Origin of the sequence: Amycolatopsis nalaikhensis (assembly GCF_030264295.1) — a bacterium.
In the GTDB taxonomy this organism is placed as follows: Bacteria; Actinomycetota; Actinomycetes; order Mycobacteriales; family Pseudonocardiaceae; genus Amycolatopsis; species Amycolatopsis nalaikhensis.
Genome location: NZ_CP127173.1, coordinates 2,970,936 through 2,989,631 on the forward strand (window position 1 = coordinate 2,970,936; position 18,696 = coordinate 2,989,631).

An 18,696-nucleotide genomic window follows, 5' to 3' on the forward strand; every position below is an offset into this window, starting at 1 on the left:
AGCTCAGTCCTTTTCTGCTTCGAGTTCCAGCGGGCTGACCCAGAAGAACTCGCCCTCGGAGTCGTAGTCGTGGATGACCACGCGGCTGCCCGCGTGGAGGTTGCCTTCGCCGGCCATCCGGACTTGGACGATCGCCGACGAGCCGTCGGCGGCGGTGACCTCGGCCTGGCCGAAGTCGTGCGTCACGGTCGACGTGCGGATGACGCAGGCCCGGCCCACGAAGTCCGCCCGCGTCGGCTCGGTCACGGAGAAGAGCCGGCGCAACGGCACCACGAGCACCCGGGTGGCGAGCGCGCCGAGGACCAGGGCGACCAGCAGGACGGCGACGCCGAGGAGCACCCGCACCGGCGTGGCCGGGTGGACGGCCTGGAGAACCACCGTTCCGGCGAGGCTGAGGAACCAGCTGAACGCGGTGAGCAGCGAGAGCGGGATGGCCAGGGGAACGCCGCCGAAGCCGGCGAACAGTCCGTCACCGAGCCCGCCGTGGTGGTCCAGGTCGACGGCGCCGAGCAGGGCCAGCAGCCAGTAGCCGATCACGACGACCAGCAGGAAGCTGAAGAGCACGGCCGGAAAACCCGTGGCCGCGGCGATGAACCCGCTCATCGACGTCGAATCCTTCCCCCAAGAGGCTTCGGCGCCGCAAGCCTCGGAGCAGGACTGTAACCCGGCTGAACAGGGCAATCGACTACGAATGGGTCACGGTGACAAAAGGCCCGGCACCGGTTCGCACCGGTGCCGGGCCGTTGAAGCGGTCAGCCCTTGTTCTCGTACACCGGTGTGATCACGGCGCGGGCCAGCGTGTGGCCGAACATGTTGAAGCCGAGGAACGCCGGGGTCGCGTCCTCGTCGACCTCGAGCTTGTCGAGGTCCAGGGCGTGCACCGCGAAGTAGTACCGGTGCGGGCCGTGCCCGGGCGGGGGCGCGGCGCCGAGGAACTGCTTGACCCCGCCGTCGCCCTTCAGCGTCACCGCGCCCTCGGGCAGGCCGGAGCCGTCGCCCGCGCCGGACGCCAGCTCCGTCACCGACGCCGGGATGTTGAACACGGCCCAGTGCCAGAACCCGCTGCCGGTCGGGGCGTCCGGGTCGTAGCAGGTGACCGCGAAGCTCTTCGTCTCCGCCGGGAAGCCCTCCCACGCGAGGTGCGGCGAACGGTCCTCGCCGCCGGCGCCGAAGATGCCGGAGAGGTGGGGCGTGGCCAGGGTTTCGCCGTCGGCGACGTCGTCGCTGCGCACGGTGAACGACGGCACGTCGGGCAGGGATTCGTACGGGCCGGGTGCTTGCGGCATGGATCCTCCTGATCATGGAACTGGAGTCTTGCGCCAGGTTAGGCCCCCTGGTCCGGCCGCGCGTGTCAGGGACGGATCTCAGGGTTCTTCGGGGGGTTACCCCCATGTACTGGGTTCCCACTCGGTCATAACGTTCTTCACGCAGAGGAAACAACACTGAGGGGACCAACGACCATGGCGCGCCCGCTTCTGGCTCTGGGTGGCATCGTCCTGATCGGCGTCGGCCTGGCGACCGCGTTCGGCTGGGGCTGGGGATCGGACTTCGAGAACACGAACACCCTTTCGGAAACCATCCGCAGCGTGAAGCTGGAGGGTGACTCGGGGTCGGTGAAGATCCGCACCGGCTCGGGGCCGTCGTCGGTGCACCAGAAGGTCGACTACCACTGGCGCAGCAAGCCCGGTGACACCTTCTACCGCGTCGAGGGCGACCAGCTGGTGCTCGGCGACTGCGGGAACAACTGCTCGGTCGACTTCGACGTCGTCGTGCCGGCGGGGGTGCCGGTCACCGGCCAGGTCGACTCCGGCGGGCTGGACATCGCCGGCGTGGCCAGCGTGGACGTCCGCGCGGACTCCGGCCACGCCCGCGTCGAAGACGTGCCCGGCCTGGTGAAGCTGCGGCTGGAGAGCGGCGGCATCGACCTGCGTGACGTCGGCGAGGTCCAGCTGCACGCCGACTCGGGCAGCATCAAGGGCAACGACGTCCGCGGCCCGGTCGACGTGACGTCGTCGAGCGGGAGCGTCGACTTTTCCTTGACGCAGGCGAACAACGTGAAGATCAAGGCGGACAGCGGCAGCGTCGAGGTGGCCGTGCCGGGCGGGCCGTACCGCGTGATCGGCGACAGCGACAGCGGGCACCGCGACATCGACGTCCCGACCGACGGCTCCGCGCCGCACACGCTCGACCTCACCACCGAAAGCGGCAGCGTCACGGTCCGCGCGGCCTGACCTTTTCCTTACTACGGGGGCATTTTTCCGATGGGCAAGATCGAACGGCGGGTGCTCGCCGCCGCGTTGCTGGGAGCCGTCGCGATGTTCGGCGTCGTGGGCTTCACGCGGGGGGAGGAACCCGCGGCGCCGGCTCAGGGGGTGCCGGTCGCCGCGGATTCCCACTATCGAGTGATCTCCTGGACGAGCACTCCGGCGGAAGTCGTTGTGTCGCAAGGGGATTCGGATTTCTTCTTCACTTCCTGGACTACTCGCCGCTCCTGAGTTGTCGGTGGTCGCTGTTAGGAAGGAAGCACGCCGAAGGACGGCGTGCAGGGGGAGGAACCACATCATGGGGATACGCGGGATCGTCGCGCTCGTGGCGGCGGTCGTGGTCGCGGCGGCGGTACCGGCCGTCGCGGAGGCTTCTTCGCTCTCGTGGCGGCCATGCGCCACAACACAGGAGCCGACGGCGGAGTGTTCGACGGTCGAGGTCCCGATCGACCGCGCCCGGCCGGAGCTGGGGTCGGCGCAGTTGGCGCTGGCGCGGCTGCCCGCGCTCGACCCGGCGCACCGGATCGGCTCGCTGCTGGTGAACCCGGGCGGTCCGGGCGGCTCCGGCGTCGGGTTCGTCCAGTTCGGCGGGCTGGCGTCCCCGGACCTCGCGCGGCTGCGGCAGCGGTTCGACATCGTGGGCTTCGACCCGCGCGGCGACTGGTTCAGCACCCCGCGCATCACGTGCGGCGAGGGGTTGTGGGACCCGGCGCTGAACCGGTTCCCGGCGACCCGGACGGAGTACGACGCGCTGGTGGCGCACAACCGGAAGGTGGGCGAGGAGTGCCTGGCCCGCACGGGACCGCTGCTGGAGAACGCGGACACGCAGAGCGCGGCCGAGGACATCGAGACGATCCGCGCGGCGCTGGGCGAGCCGAAGATCTCGTGGCTGGGCCTGTCGTACGGCACGGAGCTGGGGGCGGTCTACGCGTCGAAGCACCCGGACCGGGTGCGCACGATGGTCCTGGACGGCGCGGTCGACCACGCCCGCCCGTTGCGCCAGGCGATCCTCGAAGAGGCGGCGGCGACGGAAGACGCACTGGTCCGGTTCGCGGACTGGTGCCGCGGGTCGGCCGACTGCGCGTTGCGCGGCGAGGACGTCCTGGCGTTCTACGACGACGTGGTGTCCCGAGCGGCCCACGGAGCGGTGTGGTCGAGCGACCTCAAGCGCCCCGCGACGGCCGACGAGATCTCGGCGGGCGTCTACAACCACTTGTACATCCGCGAGGAGTGGCCAACGCTGGGCAAGGCACTGGCCGCGGCGGGCGGCGAGTTCCCGGACGCGGCGAAGCTGACGGGTCGGAACCAGTTCCAGTCCCCGATCTACGGGGCATACCGGGCGATCGGCTGCCACGACTTCCCGTCACCGTTCACCGGACCGGCGGACATGGGCGCGATGGCCGGGCTGCTGCGCGTGGTGGCGCCACACAGCTGGCGGTATTCGGAGTACTGGGACTTCACGAGCGGCTGCACGGGCTGGCCGATCCCGCCGAAGAACCCACCCCAGCAGCACCCGGTGAAGGGAGCCCCGCCGATCCTGGTGGTGGGCGGCGCACACGACCCGGCAACGCCGCTGGCCTGGGCGCGCGGGCTGGCGTCGAGCATCGAGGGAGCGGCACTGCTGATTCGAACGGACGACGGCCACACGGGGCTGTTCAACTCGGCATGCGCCCGTGCGGCGGAGGTGGAGTACTTGGTGAGCGGGGTGCCGCCGGGACGCGGGGCGGTGTGCCGGTGAGGGCCTGCGGAGCCGCGACCTGGCAGAGCCAACGAGCGCGCCCGGTGGCCTTGACGCTGGTGACCCGCCCGGCGGCCACGGGAGAACGGCGGCTGGGTCCGGCCGCGGGAGGACCGGTGGCTAGGTCGCACCCCGCGCGGCGAAGCCGCGGGGTCGGCCCGAGCCGGGTCCACCCCCGGCGCCCGGGCCCCTGGCCGGGCGGCGGCCCCGAGCTCGGCGGCTCGGCCGCGGAAGCCCGGCCCAGCCAAGCCGCAGCGGCACCGCCAACACAGGCCCGAGCCGGGTCCAACCCCCGGCACCCGGCCTCGCCAAGCCCGGCCACCGACCCCATCCACCGAGGTCACCGGCCGGGTGAGCGGCGTCACACCAACCCGATCGCCCACCCACTCCAGGCCCGGGAACAAGAACCCGAATCCGCTCGTTAGGCTGGGTACGAAGGTTGAGCGCAGTCGACTCAAGTCCGGCTTGACGAGGCGCGCGAAGGCCGGACTAAACTTGCCACGGGCCCGCTCAAGGCGGGAACGAACGTGCAGGTCACGAACATAGCAGGCTTACACAGGAGGAAAGCACCATGGCGCGAGCGGTCGGCATCGACCTCGGCACGACCAACTCGGTCGTCGCCGTCCTTGAGGGCGGCGAGCCGACGGTCATCGCCAACTCGGAAGGCTCCCGGACCACCCCGTCGATCGTCGCTTTCGCCAAGAACGGTGAAGTGCTGACCGGTCAGCCGGCGAAGAACCAGGCCGTGACGAACGTCGACCGGACCATCCGGTCCGTGAAGCGGCACATCGGCACCGACTGGAAGACCGAGATCGACGGCAAGAACTACACGTCGCAGGAGATCAGCGCCCGGGTGCTGATGAAGCTCAAGCGCGACGCCGAGGCGTACCTGGGCGAGACCATCACCGACGCGGTGATCACCGTCCCGGCGTACTTCGAGGACGCGCAGCGGCAGGCCACCAAGGAGGCCGGGCAGATCGCCGGCCTGAACGTGCTCCGCATCGTCAACGAGCCGACCGCCGCCGCGCTGGCGTACGGCCTGGACAAGGGCGAGAAGGAGCAGACCATCCTGGTCTTCGACCTCGGTGGTGGCACCTTCGACGTCTCGCTGCTGGAGATCGGCGAGGGCGTCGTCGAGGTCCGCGCGACCTCCGGTGACAACCACCTCGGTGGTGACGACTGGGACGAGCGCATCGTCAAGTGGCTGGTCGACAAGTTCAAGGCGACGAACGGCATCGACCTGACCAAGGACAAGATGGCGCTGCAGCGCATCCGCGAGGCGGCGGAGAAGGCGAAGATCGAGCTGTCCAGCTCGAACTCGGCCAGCATCAACCTGCCGTACATCACCGTGGACGCGGACAAGAACCCGCTGTTCCTCGACGAGACGCTCTCGCGCGCCGAGTTCCAGAAGATCACCTCGGACCTGCTCGACCGGACCAAGGCGCCGTTCAACAACGTCATCCGGGACGCGAACATCTCCGTCGGCGACATCGACCACGTCGTGCTCGTCGGTGGTTCCACCCGCATGCCGGCCGTCGCCGAGCTGGTCAAGGAGCTGACCGGTGGCCGCGAGCCGAACAAGGGCGTGAATCCGGACGAGGTCGTCGCCGTCGGCGCCGCGCTGCAGGCCGGTGTGCTGAAGGGCGAGGTCAAGGACGTCCTGCTGCTCGACGTGACCCCGCTGTCGCTGGGCATCGAGACCAAGGGTGGCGTCTTCACCAAGCTCATCGAGCGCAACACCACGATCCCGACCAAGCGCTCGGAGATCTTCTCCACCGCGGACGACAACCAGCCGTCGGTGCAGATCCAGGTGTTCCAGGGTGAGCGCGAGATCGCCGCGCACAACAAGAAGCTCGGCATGTTCGAGCTGACCGGTCTCCCGCCCGCCCCGCGTGGCGTGCCGCAGATCGAGGTCACCTTCGACATCGACGCCAACGGCATCGTGCACGTGACCGCGAAGGACCTGGGCACGAACAAGGAGCAGTCGATGACGATCACCGGTGGCTCCGCGCTGCCGAAGGACGACATCGAGCGCATGGTCAAGGACGCCGAGGCGCACGCCGAGGAGGACAAGAAGCGCCGCGAGGAGGCGGAGACCCGCAACCAGGCCGAGACGCTGGTCTACCAGACCGAGAAGTTCGTCAAGGACAACGACGACAAGCTGCCCGAGGACCTCAAGGGCAAGGTCAAGACCGCGATCGACGAGGCCAACGAGGCGCTGAAGGGCACCGACTCGACCAAGATCCGCGAGTCGATCGAGAAGCTGAACACCGCTTCGCAGGAGCTGGGCAGCGCGCTGTACGCCAACGCGAACGCCGGTGCGGCGGGCGCCGAGGGTGCCCCGGGCGCTGGTGCGGCCGGTGACGCCGGTGCGGCCGGCGGCCAGGCCAAGGCCGATGACGTGGTGGACGCCGAGATCGTCGAAGAGGACGAGAAGAAGTGACCCATAGCTACGACGCATCCGAGAACCAGGGCCGCGGCCCCGAGGAGCCGGTGGTCGTGCGGGATCGGCGGCGGGTGGACCCCCAGACCGGGCAGGTCCGCCCGCCCGGTCCGGCCCACGCCGCCCCGGAGCCCGACGAGGTGCCCGTGGAACACGCGGGCCCCTCGCTCGGCGAGTCCATTGTGGACGAGTCGGTGACCGTGGTCTCCGACGTGGAGAAGGAGCTGGCCGAGCGCACCGCCGACCTCCAGCGCCTGCAGGCGGAGTACGCCAACTACCGCAAGCGCGTCGAGCGTGACCGGGAGGCCGTCGTCCTCGGTGCGAAGGCGACGGTGGTGAACGACCTGCTGCCGCTGCTCGACGACCTCGAGCGGGCCGAGCAGCACGGTGACCTCACCGGGGCGTTCAAGGCGGTCGGTGACAAGCTGATCAGCGGTCTCCAGCGGGCCGGCCTCGAGTCGTTCGGCGCCGAGGGCGAGCCCTTCGACCCGAGCGTGCACGAAGCCGTGCAGCACAACACCTCGCCGGACGTGGCGGGCCCGACGGTCACCGTGGTCATGCGCCGCGGCTACCGCTTCGGGGACCGCGTACTGCGGGCGGCGCTGGTCGGCGTGACCGACCACGAGCCCGGTGCGGCCCCGGTGGACCCGTCCGTCGGTGGCGAGCTGCCACTCGACGGCGGAGTCGATGAACAACAGCAATAAGGCGGTTCAAGTGGGAGGAGGAGACGCCCGATGAGTGCACGGGAATGGATCGGTAAGGACTTCTACCGTGAACTGGGCGTCTCCTCCGACGCCACGGCGGACGAAATCAAGAAGGCCTACCGGAAGCTGGCCAAGGAGAACCACCCGGACGCGAACGCCGGCAACGCGCAGGCGGAGCAGAAGTTCAAGGCGGTCTCCGAGGCCTACGGCGTGCTCTCCGACGCGAGCAAGCGCAAGGAGTACGACGAGGCGCGGCGGCTGTTCGGCGGCGGGGGTGGGTTCAACTTCCCCGGCGGCGGCGGCACCGGCGGCTTCGACATGGGCGACATCTTCGGCCAGGCCGGCGCCGGTCAGCAGGGCGGCTTCGGCGGGCTGGGCGACATCCTGGGCGGCATCTTCGGCCGCGGCCGAGCGTCGGCGGGCGCGACGGCCAACCGGCCGCAGCGCGGAGCCGACGTCGAGACCGACGTCCGGATCGACTTCACCGAGGCGGTCAAGGGCGCGACCCTGCCGCTGCGGTTGTCGAGCCCGGCGACCTGTGGGACGTGCGGCGGCAACGGCGCCCGTCCCGGCACGTCGCCGCGGACCTGCCCGACCTGTTCCGGGTCGGGCCTGGTCAGCCGCAGCCAAGGCGCGTTCGCGTTCTCCGAGCCGTGCCGCGACTGCCGCGGCCGCGGGACGATCATCGACGACCCGTGCCCGGAGTGCGGCGGCGAAGGCGTCAGCACGCGGACGCGCACGCTGACCGTCCGGATCCCGCCGGGCGTCGACGACGACCAGCGCATCCGGCTGGCCGGCCAGGGCGAGCCGGGCCGGGGCGGCGCGCAGGCGGGCGACCTCTACGTGCGGGTGCACGTGGCGCCGCACGCGCTGTTCGGCCGCAAGGGGCTCGACCTGACGATCACCGTGCCGGTGGACTTCACCGAGCTGGCGCTCGGCACCACGATCACGGTGCCGACGCTCGAGGGCAAGGTCTCGCTCAAGGTGCCGCCGGGCACCGCGAGCGGGCGGGTGCTGCGCGTGCGCGGCAAGGGCATCGCCAAGCGCGACGGTTCGCAAGGTGACCTGCTCGTCACCCTCCAGGCGGCGATTCCCGCCAAACTGGACGACAAGGCGCGCGAGGCACTGCAGGCGTACGCCGAGGCGATGGCCGGGCACGACCCCCGGCCGGAGATCACCGAGCTGCTCCAAGGTAGGTGAGTGGGATGTTCGGCGGGATGCCCCAGGGGGGCGACGAAGAGACCCCGGTGTTCGTCATCTCGGTGGCGGCCCAGCTCGCGGGGATGCACGCGCAGACGTTGCGCACGTACGACCGGCAGGGTCTGGTGTCGCCGGGCCGCACGGCCGGCGGCGGACGGCGCTACTCGATGCGGGACATCGCGCTGCTGCGCGAGGTCCAGCGACTGTCCCAAGAGGACGGTGTCAACCTGGCGGGCATCAAGCGCATCATCGAGCTGGAGAACCAGGTCGACGCGCTGCGGTCCCGGATAACGGAGCTGACGGAGGAACTGGCCGCGGCGTACGCGGCGGCGGAACACGCCGCGGCGGCGGCGCACGCGTCCTACCGCCGCGACCTGGTGCCGCTCAACCAGCAGACGGCGATGGTGGTCTGGCGCCCCAAGCGCCGCTGACCACGCCGACGACGAAGGCCTCCCCGGGCACCCGGGGAGGCCTTCGCGCATCAGAGGGGGCAGGCCGCGGCGGCGAGGGCCGCTGGGACGGCGGGAATCGCTCACTGGTCACGATGACCAAGGCCTGCGAGGTCCGACCGGGCGGTGGGAGCCGGGCTTGCAGGGCGCCCGCGCTGGGCGGCGAGAATCGCTAGCGGGCCCGGCCAACTCCGCCCGACGCCAAGCCGCGGGCAGCCCCTCCTGGCTGTCCGCGGCCCGCGCCGCGGGGGACGTCATGCCTTGGTGTTCAACAACTCCTTCACCTCGGCCGAGCGGGAGTCGATCACCCTTCGGGCCAGGTCGCGGGCCTGGGCGTTGATTCCGCCGCCCGGGCCGTTCTCCGTCTGGGCCAGCTCCACCGCTCCTTGCTGCTGGCCCGTCAGCACGTCCAGGAACTGGCGTGTGAACGAGCCGTCCGGGACCGTGCGGAGTGCGCCCACCACGTCCGGGGCCGTCGTCCTCATTCCGCCGTGGCCCGCGTGCGCGTGGGGGTCCGTGCTCATCGTTTCGGGCTCGTTCCACGCCCGGAGCCAGTTCTTCATGTCTTCGATCTCGGTCCGCTGCGTCACCTCGATCGCCGCCGCCAGCTCCTTGAGCGGCGCGGGCAGCGGGCGGCCCGCCGCCAAGCGGACGATGTCGATGCCCTGCTGGTTCTGGGGGATCAGCATCTGCAGGAACATCACGTCGGCCGCGTTGTGGGTGGGTGGGGCCGCCGTCGCGCTGCAACCCGTCAGCAGCAGCGCGACGACGGCCAAGAGCACCTTCACTGACGCTGCCACAGCGCCGGGGTGTTCGGCGGCTCCCAGCCCGCGATCGCGGTGTGCGGCTGGAGGCAGCGGTACGTCGCGCCGCCGTACGTCACGATGTCGCCCGCCTTGTACGCCGTGCCCGCCGACCACGTTCCGCCCGATGGCGGCTGGGTCGTCGGCGGCGGGGTCGTCGTGGGCGGCCGCGTTGTGGTTGGGGGCGGGGTGGTCGTCGTCGGCGGTGGGGTGCCGCCGCCGATCTGGAGGTCCACGCAGCTGTAGAACGCGTTGGCCGTGTCGGAGATGTTCCAGATCGCGAGCACCTTCACCCGGCCCGAATAGCCGGCCAGGTTCACCTGGTGCGACACCGTCGACGGGGGCTGCTGGTTGTTGCCCGGGATGTTCGCGACGCGCGTGCCGCCGATGTAGTACTCGTAGTTCGACGTCGCGTGCCGGGCGGTGAACACCCAGTTGAACGTCACCGTGGTGCCGACGGACTTGGCGGGCCACGGCTTCGACTCGTCGGACAGCTGCGAGAAACGGGAATTCCCGCCGTCGCAGCTGCGCAGGCCCTTGGGCCCTTCGACGCTCTGGGGTTCGTACACGATGTCGCCGCAGTTCGGGACTTTCCCGGCCGCGCAGTTGGCCTGGCGGCTGGGCGGGTCCGAGATGTAACCGTGGGCGCTCGCGGTGGTGGCGGGGAGGACGACGACCAGCACCGGCGCCAACAGCGCACCGGCAGCGGCCGCGAAGAGCGTTCTTTTCCAGGTCATTTCGGCTCCTCGAGGGGGAACAGCGTTGTTCCGGAGGGAGGGCGAACGAGCACATCCGGGGAAGATGTGGTCTAGACCATAAGGCGAATCGGGCACAACGGTCAACGAAGTACAGCCGTTCGGCGAAAACGCTGCCCCACTCGGCTCAGTGCGAAGGTCGGGCCGGTTGCTGCAGGTGTTCGCCGAAGAACGACGTCACCCGGCGCCACGCGTCCTCCGACGCCTCGTGGTGGTAGGTGAACCCGACGACCTTGAGCAGCAGGTTCACCGGCGCCGCGACCTCGATCTTGTTGGCGAACCCGTGGCTGGCGCCCGGGTACTCCTTGACGTCGTGCGGGATGTCGCGCTCGGTGAGCGCCGTCTCGAGCTTCGCCGCGGCGCCGCGCAACGAGAAGTCCTTCTTGCCGAAGCTCGCGACCACCGGGCACGCGTCGTCGAGCACGGACAGGTTCTTCGGCAGCTGCCCGTAGTACGGCGCGGACGCGTCGAACCCGCGCGACGCCGCCACGAGCGCGAAGCCGCCGCCCATGCAGAACCCGGCGATGCCGATCCGGCCCGTGCAGTCCGGGCGGTCGGCCAGCAACGCGCGCGACGCCTCGATGTCGTCGAACGCGCGGCCGCGGTGGGCGAACATGTCCGAGAACACCTGACGCAGGCACCGCCGCATGCCGCCGCGCGAATACAGGTCCGGGCTCAGCGCGAGGTAGCCCTCGGCGGCGAAGCGGTCGGTGATGGTCTTCGTGTCCTGGCTGAGCCCGAACGCGTCGTGGATGAGCACCACGCCGGGGTGCGGTCCGTCGCCGGCGGGCTCCGCCAGGTAGCCGCCGATCGTGCCGTCCGAAACCGGAATAGTCATCTCCATATCGGTGAAGATAGCGAGATTCCGGCCGGTGCGTCCGGTGCGCTGAGAGTTCCTCAGTCCAGCGTGAACGGGTCGTAGGCGATGCGGTCCAGCTCGAACCCGGCGGCGAGCAGCTTCGCGATGGTCGCCTGGATCATCGGTGGCGACCCGGATACGAGGACGTCGTGGTCGTCCCAGGTGCCGCGCTGGGTCACCGCGTGCGCGAGCGTGCCGCGGTCGCCGCCGGCCAGCGCGCCCTCCTCGGTGACCGGGGTGACCGTCAGCCACTTCGACGTCGCCGCGAGCCGCCGCAGGTCGTCCAGCGCGTACAGGTCCTCCGGTCTTCGGCCGCCGAAGAACAGGTGCACCGGCGGATTCCGCTTCCAGCGCGCCAGGTCGTCGAGGATGGCCAGCAACGGCGTGATCCCGGTGCCGCCGCCGATCATCAGCAGCCGCCGCTTCGTGGTCGTCGGCCGGACGTTGAGCACGCCCATCGACGGGCCGAGGCGCCAGACGTCGCCCGGCCGGGTGTGGTTGACGATGCTGCCGCTCACCCAGCCGCCGGGCACCGCGCGCACGTGGAACACCAGCTGCCCGTCGCCGCGGGGCGCGTTGGCCGGCGAAAGGTACCGCCACAGCCGGGGCCGCTGGGGCACCTCGACGCTGACGTAGCCGCCGGCCCGGTACGGCAGCAGCCCGTCGGTGCGCACCCTGACCAGGGCGACGTCGCGGGAGAGCTTGCGGTGCTCCAGCACCGTCGCCGCCCACGACGCCGGACCCGTCTCGGTCTGGGCCGCCTCGCGCATGGTCTTGGCGATGAGCCCGTACGCCGTGGTCCACGCGGCCTCGACCTCGGGGGTCCACTTCTCCTTGAGGAACCGTTTCAACGCCGCCAGCAGCGCGACGCCGACCGCGTCATAGTGGCGGGAGACGACGGCGAACTTGCGGTGGTCGCGGCCGAGCTGCCCGAGGAACGTCGCGAGCTCGTCGGGCCGGTCGACCATCTGCACCACGTACACGAGCGCGCGCAACAACCGGCTCCGCTGGTTCGCCATGGTGGCCGGGAACAAGTCCCGGCAATCGGGCGCGACCACGAACAACGCGCCGTAGAAGTACTGCGCCAGTTCGTCGGCTTTCGGCTCGACCGCGGCAAAACTTTCACGGATCAACCGGGCCAGCTCGCGACCTTCCACTGCCGAAACGGGAACGGTCTTGGGCAGCGCGGAGATCTTCACGGATTCGGCACTCATCGGGAACGGTAATCTCCAGTCGTGCAAAGGATTTTCACACCGTGCATGCGGCTTCGCCGTCACGTGCCGCCCCCGAGGGTTCCCGACTGTAGGCGCATTCCCGTGCAGATGCGCGTGATCCCGCACGTTCCGCTCGAACGGAGCAATTTCCACCACGTGCGGTCAAGTCGATCTGGCGCAGCGTACAAAGGATCTTCGCGAAATTGCGAAGAAACGGATTTCCCCGTTTAGTCGATCGTGAACGGGTCGTACTGGATCTGGTCGAGCGCGCTGCCCGCCACGAGCATGCGCGACACCGTCGCGCGGATCATCGCGGGCGAGCCGGACACCAGGATGTCGTGCTCCGGCCAGGCGCCGTACCGCGTCACCGCCTCGGCCAGCGTGCCCTGCTCGAACCCGGGGACGTCGCCGCCGCGCTCCACCACCGGCGTGATGGTCAGCCAGGGGTTGATGGCCGCGAGCGCGCGCAGTTCTTCGAGGTCGTAGAGGTCTTCCCGGCTCGGCCCGCCGTAGAACAGGCGCGTCTTCGGGTTTTCGCCCCACAGCGCGAGGTGGTCGAGGATCGAGCGCAGCGGCGCCACGCCGGTGCCGCCGGCGACCATCAGGACGCCTCGTGACCGTTCGCGGTCGACCGTCATCCGGCCGAGTGGCGGGCCGAGCCGCCAGACGTCGCCGGGCTGGGTGTGGCTGACGATGGCGCGCGAGACCCAGCCGCCGTCGATCGCGCGGACGTGGAACTCGATGCCGCCGTCCTCGCGCGGCGCGTTGGCCGGCGAGAGGTAGCGCCACAGCCGTGGCCGCTGCGGGACTTCGACGCTGACGTACTGGCCGGGGTGGTAGGGCACCGGCTGGTCGGGCAGCAGCCGGACCAGGGCGAGGTCCCAGGTCAGCCGCCGGTGCTCGACGACGGTGGCCTGCCACGACGGCGGGTTCTGGTCGGCCGCGGCGGCGTCCTGCATGGCCCGCGCGGCGATGGTGAACGCCTCGGCCCAGGCCCGCTCGACCTCGGGCGTCCACTCCCGGCCGAGGTGGTTCTTCAGCGACGCGAGCAGCGCCGTGCCGACGGCTTCGTAGTGCCGCGGGACGACGCCGAACTTGCGGTGGTCGCGGCCGAGCTGCTGCAGGAACGGCGCGAGGTCGTCGGGCCGGTCCACCATCTGCACGATGTGCACCAGCGCGCGCACCAGCCTGCCGCGCTGGATCTCCATGTTGATCGGGAAGAAGTCGCGCGTGGTCGGCGCGAGGGTGAACAGCATCCCGTAGAAGAACTGCGAGATCTCCGCGATGTAGGGCTCGGACTTGGCCCAGCTGTCCCGGATGAGCCGGACCATCGCGGTGACCGCCGCGGGGGCTTCACGCGGGGCCGAGGACCTGGGGAGCGGGCTGACGGAATCGGCGGTCATGACGGGTTGTTCACGGGTCGGGGACCGCCTCCGGGGTCCTTCGCCACTGCTGCCACCTCGTCACTCAACGTCACTCGAACGGGCCGTGCGCGCGGCCCGTCCGCAGGTTAGCCGCCGGGCGGCCTTTTGCCCGCATTGTTGCTCCGACCGGGTGTATCACCCCGGCCGTCGGCGTGGGCGACCTCACCGGTCCGATCCTTGCCCGCGCAAGCGTTCCCCAATAAACTTGTATTACACAAGTAATGGCCCTGGCAGGAGGTCCCGATGGGCTTCGACGACACCGACGACGACGTCCGGGTCGAGCTCATGCGCGAGCTGAAGACGGCCTCGCAGCTCCAGCACGCCTGGATCATGCAGGCCTGGCAGGAGCAGCCCGCGCTGCACCCCGCGGCCGCGATGCTGCTGTCGGACCTCGCGAAGAACGGCGAAGCGCGGCCGTCCGAGCTGGCGAAACGCCGGTACGTCGACCTGTCGGTGGTCAGCAGGCAGATCTCGCAGCTCTCCGCCGCCGGGCTGGTCGACCGCCGTCCCGCGCCCGAAGACGGCCGGGCGTCGCTGGTCAGCGTGTCCGAGAAGGGGCGGGCCGAGCTCGCCCGCTGGCGTGCCAACTACCTCGAGTTCATGGAGCAGGCGCTCGGCGACTGGGACGACGAGCGCGTCACCGACCTCACCGCGCGGCTCGCGGAGATGAACACCGACCTCCGCCGCGCACTGGGCAGCGCCGCCTGCCTCGCCGACACGACCAAGTGACACCGGGACCACTCGAAGTGGCATTCGGGGCGCGGAAAATCTCCGTTCGGTCCTGACTTCGCGGTGTTCGGCGGCGTTAACGTCGGAACGTGACGCGTAGCCGGGTCGCACTGCTGTGCGCGCTGGGGATCGACAACTTCGGCTCAGGTCTCTTCCTCCCGTTGGCACTGGTCTACGTGACCCAGGTGGTCGGGGTGCCGCTGGCCGTGGCGGGCACCGCCGTCACGCTCGGCACCGTCGGCGGCCTCGTCGTGCCGCCGCTGGCCGGGCGGCTTGTGGACCGCGTCGGGCCGCGGGCCGTCGTGATCGGCGCCCAGCTCCTGCAGGCCGCCGGCGCGGGCGCGTACCTGCTCGCGGACAGCGCGGGCCCGGTGGTCGTCGCCGCGGTCCTGCTCGCCACCGGGCAGCAGCTGTTCTACAGCTCCCTGTTCGTCCTGATCGCCGACGTCGCGGGCGACGTCCCGAAGGATCGGCCGTTCGCCGAGGTGGGGATGGTGCGGGCCGGCTGCTTCGGCCTCGGTGCGCTCGTGGCGGGCGCGCTGCTGACCTGGCTCGGTGCGGGCGGGTACCGGATCGCGCTCGTCGCCGACGTCGCGACGTTCTTCGTGGCGGCCCTGATCCTCGCGCTGTTCGTGCAGCTCGCGCGGCCGCACCGGCACCAGAGCGAACGGTCGGTCAAGGTGCTGCGCGACCGGCCCTACCTCGCGTTGATCCTGTTCAGCGGGCTCTTCGGGCTCTCGCTCGACTTCTTCCTGATCGGGACGCCGGTGTTCGTGCTCGACCGGCTGCACGGCCCGGCCTGGCTGCCGGGTGCGATCCTCGCCCTGCTGACCGTGCTGACCAGCGTCGGCGGCACGCTGGCGTTGCGGCTCACCGCCCGGCTGACCCGGATCGCCGCGATGCGGGCGGGCTCGGCGTTGTTCGCCGGGTGGTGCCTGGTCAGCCTGGGCGTGCTGCTCGTGCCGGACGGCTGGCAGGCGGTCTACCTGCTGGTGTCGACGCTCGTGTTCGCCGCGGGCGACCTGGTCTTCGGCCCGCGTTCGGGGGCGCTCGCCGAAGCCGCGGCACCTCCGGTGGCCCGCGGCCGTTATCTCGCCGCGTACCAGTACGCGTTCACCGTGGCGCAGGTGATCGCGCCCGCGGTGGTCGCGTTGTTCTCGGTGGCGGACTGGTTACCCTGGGTGCTGGTCGGGGCCTGCGCGGCCCTCGCCGTGGCCGGGCTCGGCACACTGGGACCGCGGCTGCCGGCGAGCGCTGTCGCCCCCGGTCAGAGTTGAGCGGAACAGACTCAAGTTTTCGTGCGTTAGGGATAGTGACGGGCCATTGTCAGGCCTGTCACCTGGACTTTTGAAGTACCGAGCATGAGGTGAGGGATGGACGCTTTCAACCCGACCACGAAGACCCAGCAGGCGATCTCGTCGGCGGCGCAGGCGGCCACGATGGCCGGCAACCCGCACGTGTCGGCGGCCCACCTGCTGGGCGCCCTGCTGGCGCAGGGTGAGGGGCTGACCGCGCCGCTGCTGACCGCGGTCGGGGCCGACCCGGAGGTGGTGCACAAGGAGCTGGAGCCGCTCATCGCGGCCCTGCCGTCGGCGACCGGCGCGACCGTGTCGAGCCCGCAGTTCGACACCTTCGCCGTCAAGTCGCTGACCCGCGCCCAGAAGCTCGCCACCGAGCTGGGCGACGAGTACGTCTCGACCGAGCACCTGCTCGTCGGGCTCGCCACGGAGGGCGGGCAGGTCGCTGACCTGCTCAAGCGCCACGGCGCGACGCCGGACGCGCTGCAGGAGGCGTTCGCCAAGGTCCGCGGCTCGGCCCGGATCACCAGCCCGGACCCGGAGAGCACGTTCAAGGCGCTCGAGAAGTACGGCGTCGACCTGACCCAGCGCGCCCGCGCCGGTGAGCTCGACCCGGTCATCGGCCGCGACACCGAGATCCGCCGCGTCGTGCAGGTGCTGTCGCGGCGCACGAAGAACAACCCGGTCCTGATCGGCGAGCCGGGCGTCGGCAAGACGGCCATCGTCGAAGGCCTCGCCCAGCGCATCGTGGCCGGTGACGTGCCCGAGTCGCTGCGCGGCAAGCGCGTCGTCGCCCTCGACCTCGGGTCGATGGTGGCCGGCGCGAAGTTCCGCGGTGAGTTCGAGGAGCGGCTGAAGGCCGTGCTCAAGGAGATCACCGACTCCGCGGGCGAGGTCATCACCTTCATCGACGAGCTGCACACGATCGTCGGCGCCGGCGCGACCGGTGAGGGCGCGATGGACGCGGGCAACATGATCAAGCCGATGCTCGCCCGCGGCGAGCTGCGGATGGTCGGCGCGACCACGCTCGACGAGTACCGCCAGCACATCGAGAAGGACGCCGCCCTGGAGCGGCGCTTCCAGCAGGTGCTCGTCGGCGAGCCGTCGCCGGAGGACACCATCGCGATCCTGCGCGGGCTGAAGGAGCGCTACGAGGTCCACCACGGTGTCCGGATCACGGACGCCGCGCTGGTGGCGGCCGCGACGCTGTCCGACCGCTACATCACCGCGCGCTTCCTGCCGGACAAGGCCATCGACCTGGTCGACGAGGCCGCGTCCAAGCTGCGCATGGAGATCGACTCGCGGCCGGTGGAGATCGACGAAGTCGAGCGCGCCGTGCGCCGCATGGAAATCGAGGAGATGGCGCTCGAGAAGGAGGAGGACTCCGCGTCGAAGGAGCGCCTCGCCGCCCTGCGTGCCGAGCTGGCCGAGAAGCGCGAGACGCTGACCGCGTTGACCGCGCGCTGGCAGAACGAGAAGGGTTCCATCGAGCGCGTCCGCGAGCTCAAGGAGCAGCTCGAGCAGCTGCGCGGCGAGTCGGAGCGCGCCGAGCGCGACGGCGACCTCGGCAAGGCCGCCGAGCTGCGTTACGGCCGGATCCCCGCGCTGGAGAAGGAGTTCGAGGCGGCCACCGCGGCGAACGAGGCCAGCCAGCAGAACGTCATGCTCAAGGAGGAGGTCGGCGCGGACGACGTCGCCGACGTCGTGAGCGCGTGGACCGGCATCCCGGCCGGTCGCCTGCTGGAGGGCGAGACGGGCAAGCTGCTCCGGATGGAGGACGAGCTGACCCGGCGCGTCATCGGGCAGCAGGAGGCCGTGCAGGTCGTCTCGGACGCGGTGCGCCGCAGCCGGGCCGGCGTCGCCGACCCCGACCGCCCGACCGGCTCGTTCCTGTTCCTCGGCCCGACCGGCGTCGGCAAGACCGAGCTGGCCAAGGCGCTGGCGGAGTTCCTGTTCGACGACGAGCGCGCGATGCAGCGCATCGACATGAGCGAGTACGCCGAGAAGCACTCGGTGGCCCGCCTGGTCGGTGCCCCGCCGGGCTACGTCGGCTACGACCAGGGCGGCCAGCTCACCGAGGCCGTCCGGCGGCGCCCGTACTCGGTGGTGCTGCTCGACGAGGTCGAGAAGGCCCACCCGGACGTCTTCGACGTGCTGCTGCAGGTCCTCGACGACGGGCGGCTGACCGACGGCCAGGGCCGGACGGTGGACTTCCGCAACACCATCCTGATCCTGACGTCGAACCTCGGCTCGCAGGCCATCGCCGACCCGTCGCTCGACGAGCGGCAGCGCCGGGACGCGGTGCTGCAGGTGGTGCAGCGGCAGTTCAAGCCGGAGTTCCTGAACCGGCTCGACGACATCGTCGTGTTCCACTCGCTCGGCACCGAGCAGCTGACGTCCATTGTGGACATCCAGGTCGCGCGGCTGGCCAAGCGGCTGGCGCAGCGGCGGCTCCACCTGGACGTCACCGACGGCGCCCGCGAGTGGCTCGCCCTCAACGGCTTCGACCCGATCTACGGCGCCCGCCCGCTGCGGCGGCTGGTCCAGTCGGCGATCGGCGACAAGCTGGCGAAGGAGCTGCTGTCCGGCGAGATCCGCGACGGCGACACGGTGCGCGTCGACATCCCGGCGCTGGAGGCCGGCGACTCGCTGACGGTCACCCGCGCCTGACCCGTCGTGAGTGTTTAGGGCGGTTAGAACCGCCCTAAACACTCACGAGCGGGCGCGTCCATAGTGGAGATTTGTCGACTTGCTCGCGGAAATGGTCCGAACGGGCGCGGCGACACGGGGACCGGCGATCATCTCTTCGGCGTAGC

General features: G+C 70.6%; 17 protein-coding genes. 10 read left to right on the forward strand and 7 right to left on the reverse strand.

Annotated elements, in window-relative coordinates; genetic code table 11:
• Window positions 1-3 precede the first annotated feature (3 nt).
• Entirely contained in the window at window positions 4-603 is a 600-nt protein-coding gene (locus QP939_RS14650) for a hypothetical protein (RefSeq protein WP_285457302.1), read from the reverse strand.
• Between the two features lie 149 nt (window positions 604-752).
• Window positions 753-1,286 (reverse strand): YbhB/YbcL family Raf kinase inhibitor-like protein, encoded by a 534-nt coding sequence (locus QP939_RS14655; protein WP_285457303.1) that lies wholly within the window; start codon window positions 1,284-1,286, stop codon window positions 753-755.
• 174 nt (window positions 1,287-1,460) lie between these two features.
• Here QP939_RS14655 and QP939_RS14660 point away from each other — a divergent pair, with 174 nt between their 5' ends.
• The 7 genes from QP939_RS14660 (at window position 1,461) to QP939_RS14690 (ending at window position 8,780) form a co-directional block, all read left to right on the forward strand.
• Window positions 1,461-2,231 (forward strand): DUF4097 family beta strand repeat-containing protein, encoded by a 771-nt coding sequence (locus QP939_RS14660; RefSeq protein WP_285457304.1) that lies wholly within the window; start codon window positions 1,461-1,463, stop codon window positions 2,229-2,231.
• Between the two features lie 30 nt (window positions 2,232-2,261).
• Entirely contained in the window at window positions 2,262-2,495 is a 234-nt protein-coding gene (locus QP939_RS14665) for a hypothetical protein (RefSeq protein ID WP_285457305.1), read from the forward strand.
• Between the two features lie 67 nt (window positions 2,496-2,562).
• Complete coding sequence (locus tag QP939_RS14670) at window positions 2,563-4,002, forward strand: alpha/beta hydrolase (RefSeq protein WP_285457306.1); 1,440 nt, start codon at window positions 2,563-2,565, stop codon at window positions 4,000-4,002.
• A gap of 571 nt (window positions 4,003-4,573) precedes the next feature.
• Window positions 4,574-6,445 carry a molecular chaperone DnaK gene (dnaK, locus tag QP939_RS14675; protein WP_285457307.1) on the forward strand — a complete coding sequence of 624 codons (1,872 nt, stop codon included), beginning with the start codon at window positions 4,574-4,576 and terminating at the stop codon, window positions 6,443-6,445.
• The gene (grpE, locus tag QP939_RS14680) at window positions 6,442-7,149 is read left to right on the forward strand and encodes a nucleotide exchange factor GrpE (protein WP_285457308.1); all 708 of its coding nucleotides are present in this window, start codon (window positions 6,442-6,444) and stop codon (window positions 7,147-7,149) included. Before dnaK ends, grpE begins: the two co-directional genes overlap by 4 nt.
• A 30-nt stretch (window positions 7,150-7,179) precedes the next feature.
• Window positions 7,180-8,349, forward strand: a complete 1,170-nt coding sequence (dnaJ, locus tag QP939_RS14685) for a molecular chaperone DnaJ (protein WP_285457309.1) — start codon at window positions 7,180-7,182, stop codon at window positions 8,347-8,349.
• Window positions 8,350-8,354: 5 nt separating this feature from the next.
• Window positions 8,355-8,780 (forward strand): heat shock protein transcriptional repressor HspR, encoded by a 426-nt coding sequence (locus QP939_RS14690; protein ID WP_285457310.1) that lies wholly within the window; start codon window positions 8,355-8,357, stop codon window positions 8,778-8,780.
• 272 nt (window positions 8,781-9,052) lie between these two features.
• Here QP939_RS14690 and QP939_RS14695 read toward each other — a convergent pair whose 3' ends face one another.
• The 5 genes from QP939_RS14695 to QP939_RS14715 form a co-directional block, all read right to left on the reverse strand.
• A complete protein-coding gene (locus QP939_RS14695) occupies window positions 9,053-9,598 on the reverse strand; it encodes a DUF305 domain-containing protein (RefSeq protein ID WP_285457311.1) in 546 nt (181 codons plus the stop codon).
• A complete protein-coding gene (locus tag QP939_RS14700; protein WP_285457312.1) occupies window positions 9,583-10,338 on the reverse strand; it encodes a lytic polysaccharide monooxygenase in 756 nt (251 codons plus the stop codon). Before QP939_RS14700 ends, QP939_RS14695 begins: the two co-directional genes overlap by 16 nt.
• A 145-nt stretch (window positions 10,339-10,483) precedes the next feature.
• Window positions 10,484-11,200 (reverse strand): dienelactone hydrolase family protein, encoded by a 717-nt coding sequence (locus QP939_RS14705; protein ID WP_285457313.1) that lies wholly within the window; start codon window positions 11,198-11,200, stop codon window positions 10,484-10,486.
• Window positions 11,201-11,253: 53 nt separating this feature from the next.
• The gene (locus QP939_RS14710) at window positions 11,254-12,357 is read right to left on the reverse strand and encodes a globin domain-containing protein (protein ID WP_285459750.1); all 1,104 of its coding nucleotides are present in this window, start codon (window positions 12,355-12,357) and stop codon (window positions 11,254-11,256) included.
• A 299-nt stretch (window positions 12,358-12,656) separates the two neighbouring features.
• Window positions 12,657-13,832, reverse strand: a complete 1,176-nt coding sequence (locus QP939_RS14715) for a globin domain-containing protein (RefSeq protein ID WP_285457314.1) — start codon at window positions 13,830-13,832, stop codon at window positions 12,657-12,659.
• Between the two features lie 264 nt (window positions 13,833-14,096).
• Here QP939_RS14715 and QP939_RS14720 point away from each other — a divergent pair, with 264 nt between their 5' ends.
• The 3 genes from QP939_RS14720 (at window position 14,097) to clpB (ending at window position 18,550) form a co-directional block, all read left to right on the forward strand.
• Window positions 14,097-14,582 carry a MarR family winged helix-turn-helix transcriptional regulator gene (locus QP939_RS14720; RefSeq protein ID WP_285457315.1) on the forward strand — a complete coding sequence of 162 codons (486 nt, stop codon included), beginning with the start codon at window positions 14,097-14,099 and terminating at the stop codon, window positions 14,580-14,582.
• An 89-nt stretch (window positions 14,583-14,671) separates the two neighbouring features.
• Window positions 14,672-15,859, forward strand: a complete 1,188-nt coding sequence (locus QP939_RS14725) for an MFS transporter (RefSeq protein ID WP_285457316.1) — start codon at window positions 14,672-14,674, stop codon at window positions 15,857-15,859.
• Between the two features lie 96 nt (window positions 15,860-15,955).
• Entirely contained in the window at window positions 15,956-18,550 is a 2,595-nt protein-coding gene (gene clpB, locus QP939_RS14730; protein ID WP_285457317.1) for an ATP-dependent chaperone ClpB, read from the forward strand.
• The last annotated feature ends 146 nt before the right edge of the window (window positions 18,551-18,696 follow it).

What these genes read in the sequence shown, in the direction of transcription:
- QP939_RS14650 (WP_285457302.1), bottom strand. Translation starts at nt 603, where the DNA reads ATGAGCGGGTTCATCGCCGCGGCCACGGGTTTTCCGGCCGTGCTCTTC.
- QP939_RS14655 (WP_285457303.1), bottom strand. Translation starts at nt 1,286, where the DNA reads ATGCCGCAAGCACCCGGCCCGTACGAATCCCTGCCCGACGTGCCGTCG.
- QP939_RS14660 (WP_285457304.1), top strand. Translation starts at nt 1,461, where the DNA reads ATGGCGCGCCCGCTTCTGGCTCTGGGTGGCATCGTCCTGATCGGCGTC.
- QP939_RS14665 (WP_285457305.1), top strand. Translation starts at nt 2,262, where the DNA reads ATGGGCAAGATCGAACGGCGGGTGCTCGCCGCCGCGTTGCTGGGAGCC.
- QP939_RS14670 (WP_285457306.1), top strand. Translation starts at nt 2,563, where the DNA reads ATGGGGATACGCGGGATCGTCGCGCTCGTGGCGGCGGTCGTGGTCGCG.
- dnaK (WP_285457307.1), top strand. Translation starts at nt 4,574, where the DNA reads ATGGCGCGAGCGGTCGGCATCGACCTCGGCACGACCAACTCGGTCGTC.
- dnaJ (WP_285457309.1), top strand. Translation starts at nt 7,180, where the DNA reads ATGAGTGCACGGGAATGGATCGGTAAGGACTTCTACCGTGAACTGGGC.
- QP939_RS14690 (WP_285457310.1), top strand. Translation starts at nt 8,355, where the DNA reads ATGTTCGGCGGGATGCCCCAGGGGGGCGACGAAGAGACCCCGGTGTTC.
- QP939_RS14700 (WP_285457312.1), bottom strand. Translation starts at nt 10,338, where the DNA reads ATGACCTGGAAAAGAACGCTCTTCGCGGCCGCTGCCGGTGCGCTGTTG.
- QP939_RS14705 (WP_285457313.1), bottom strand. Translation starts at nt 11,200, where the DNA reads ATGGAGATGACTATTCCGGTTTCGGACGGCACGATCGGCGGCTACCTG.
- QP939_RS14715 (WP_285457314.1), bottom strand. Translation starts at nt 13,832, where the DNA reads ATGACCGCCGATTCCGTCAGCCCGCTCCCCAGGTCCTCGGCCCCGCGT.
- QP939_RS14720 (WP_285457315.1), top strand. Translation starts at nt 14,097, where the DNA reads ATGGGCTTCGACGACACCGACGACGACGTCCGGGTCGAGCTCATGCGC.
- clpB (WP_285457317.1), top strand. Translation starts at nt 15,956, where the DNA reads ATGGACGCTTTCAACCCGACCACGAAGACCCAGCAGGCGATCTCGTCG.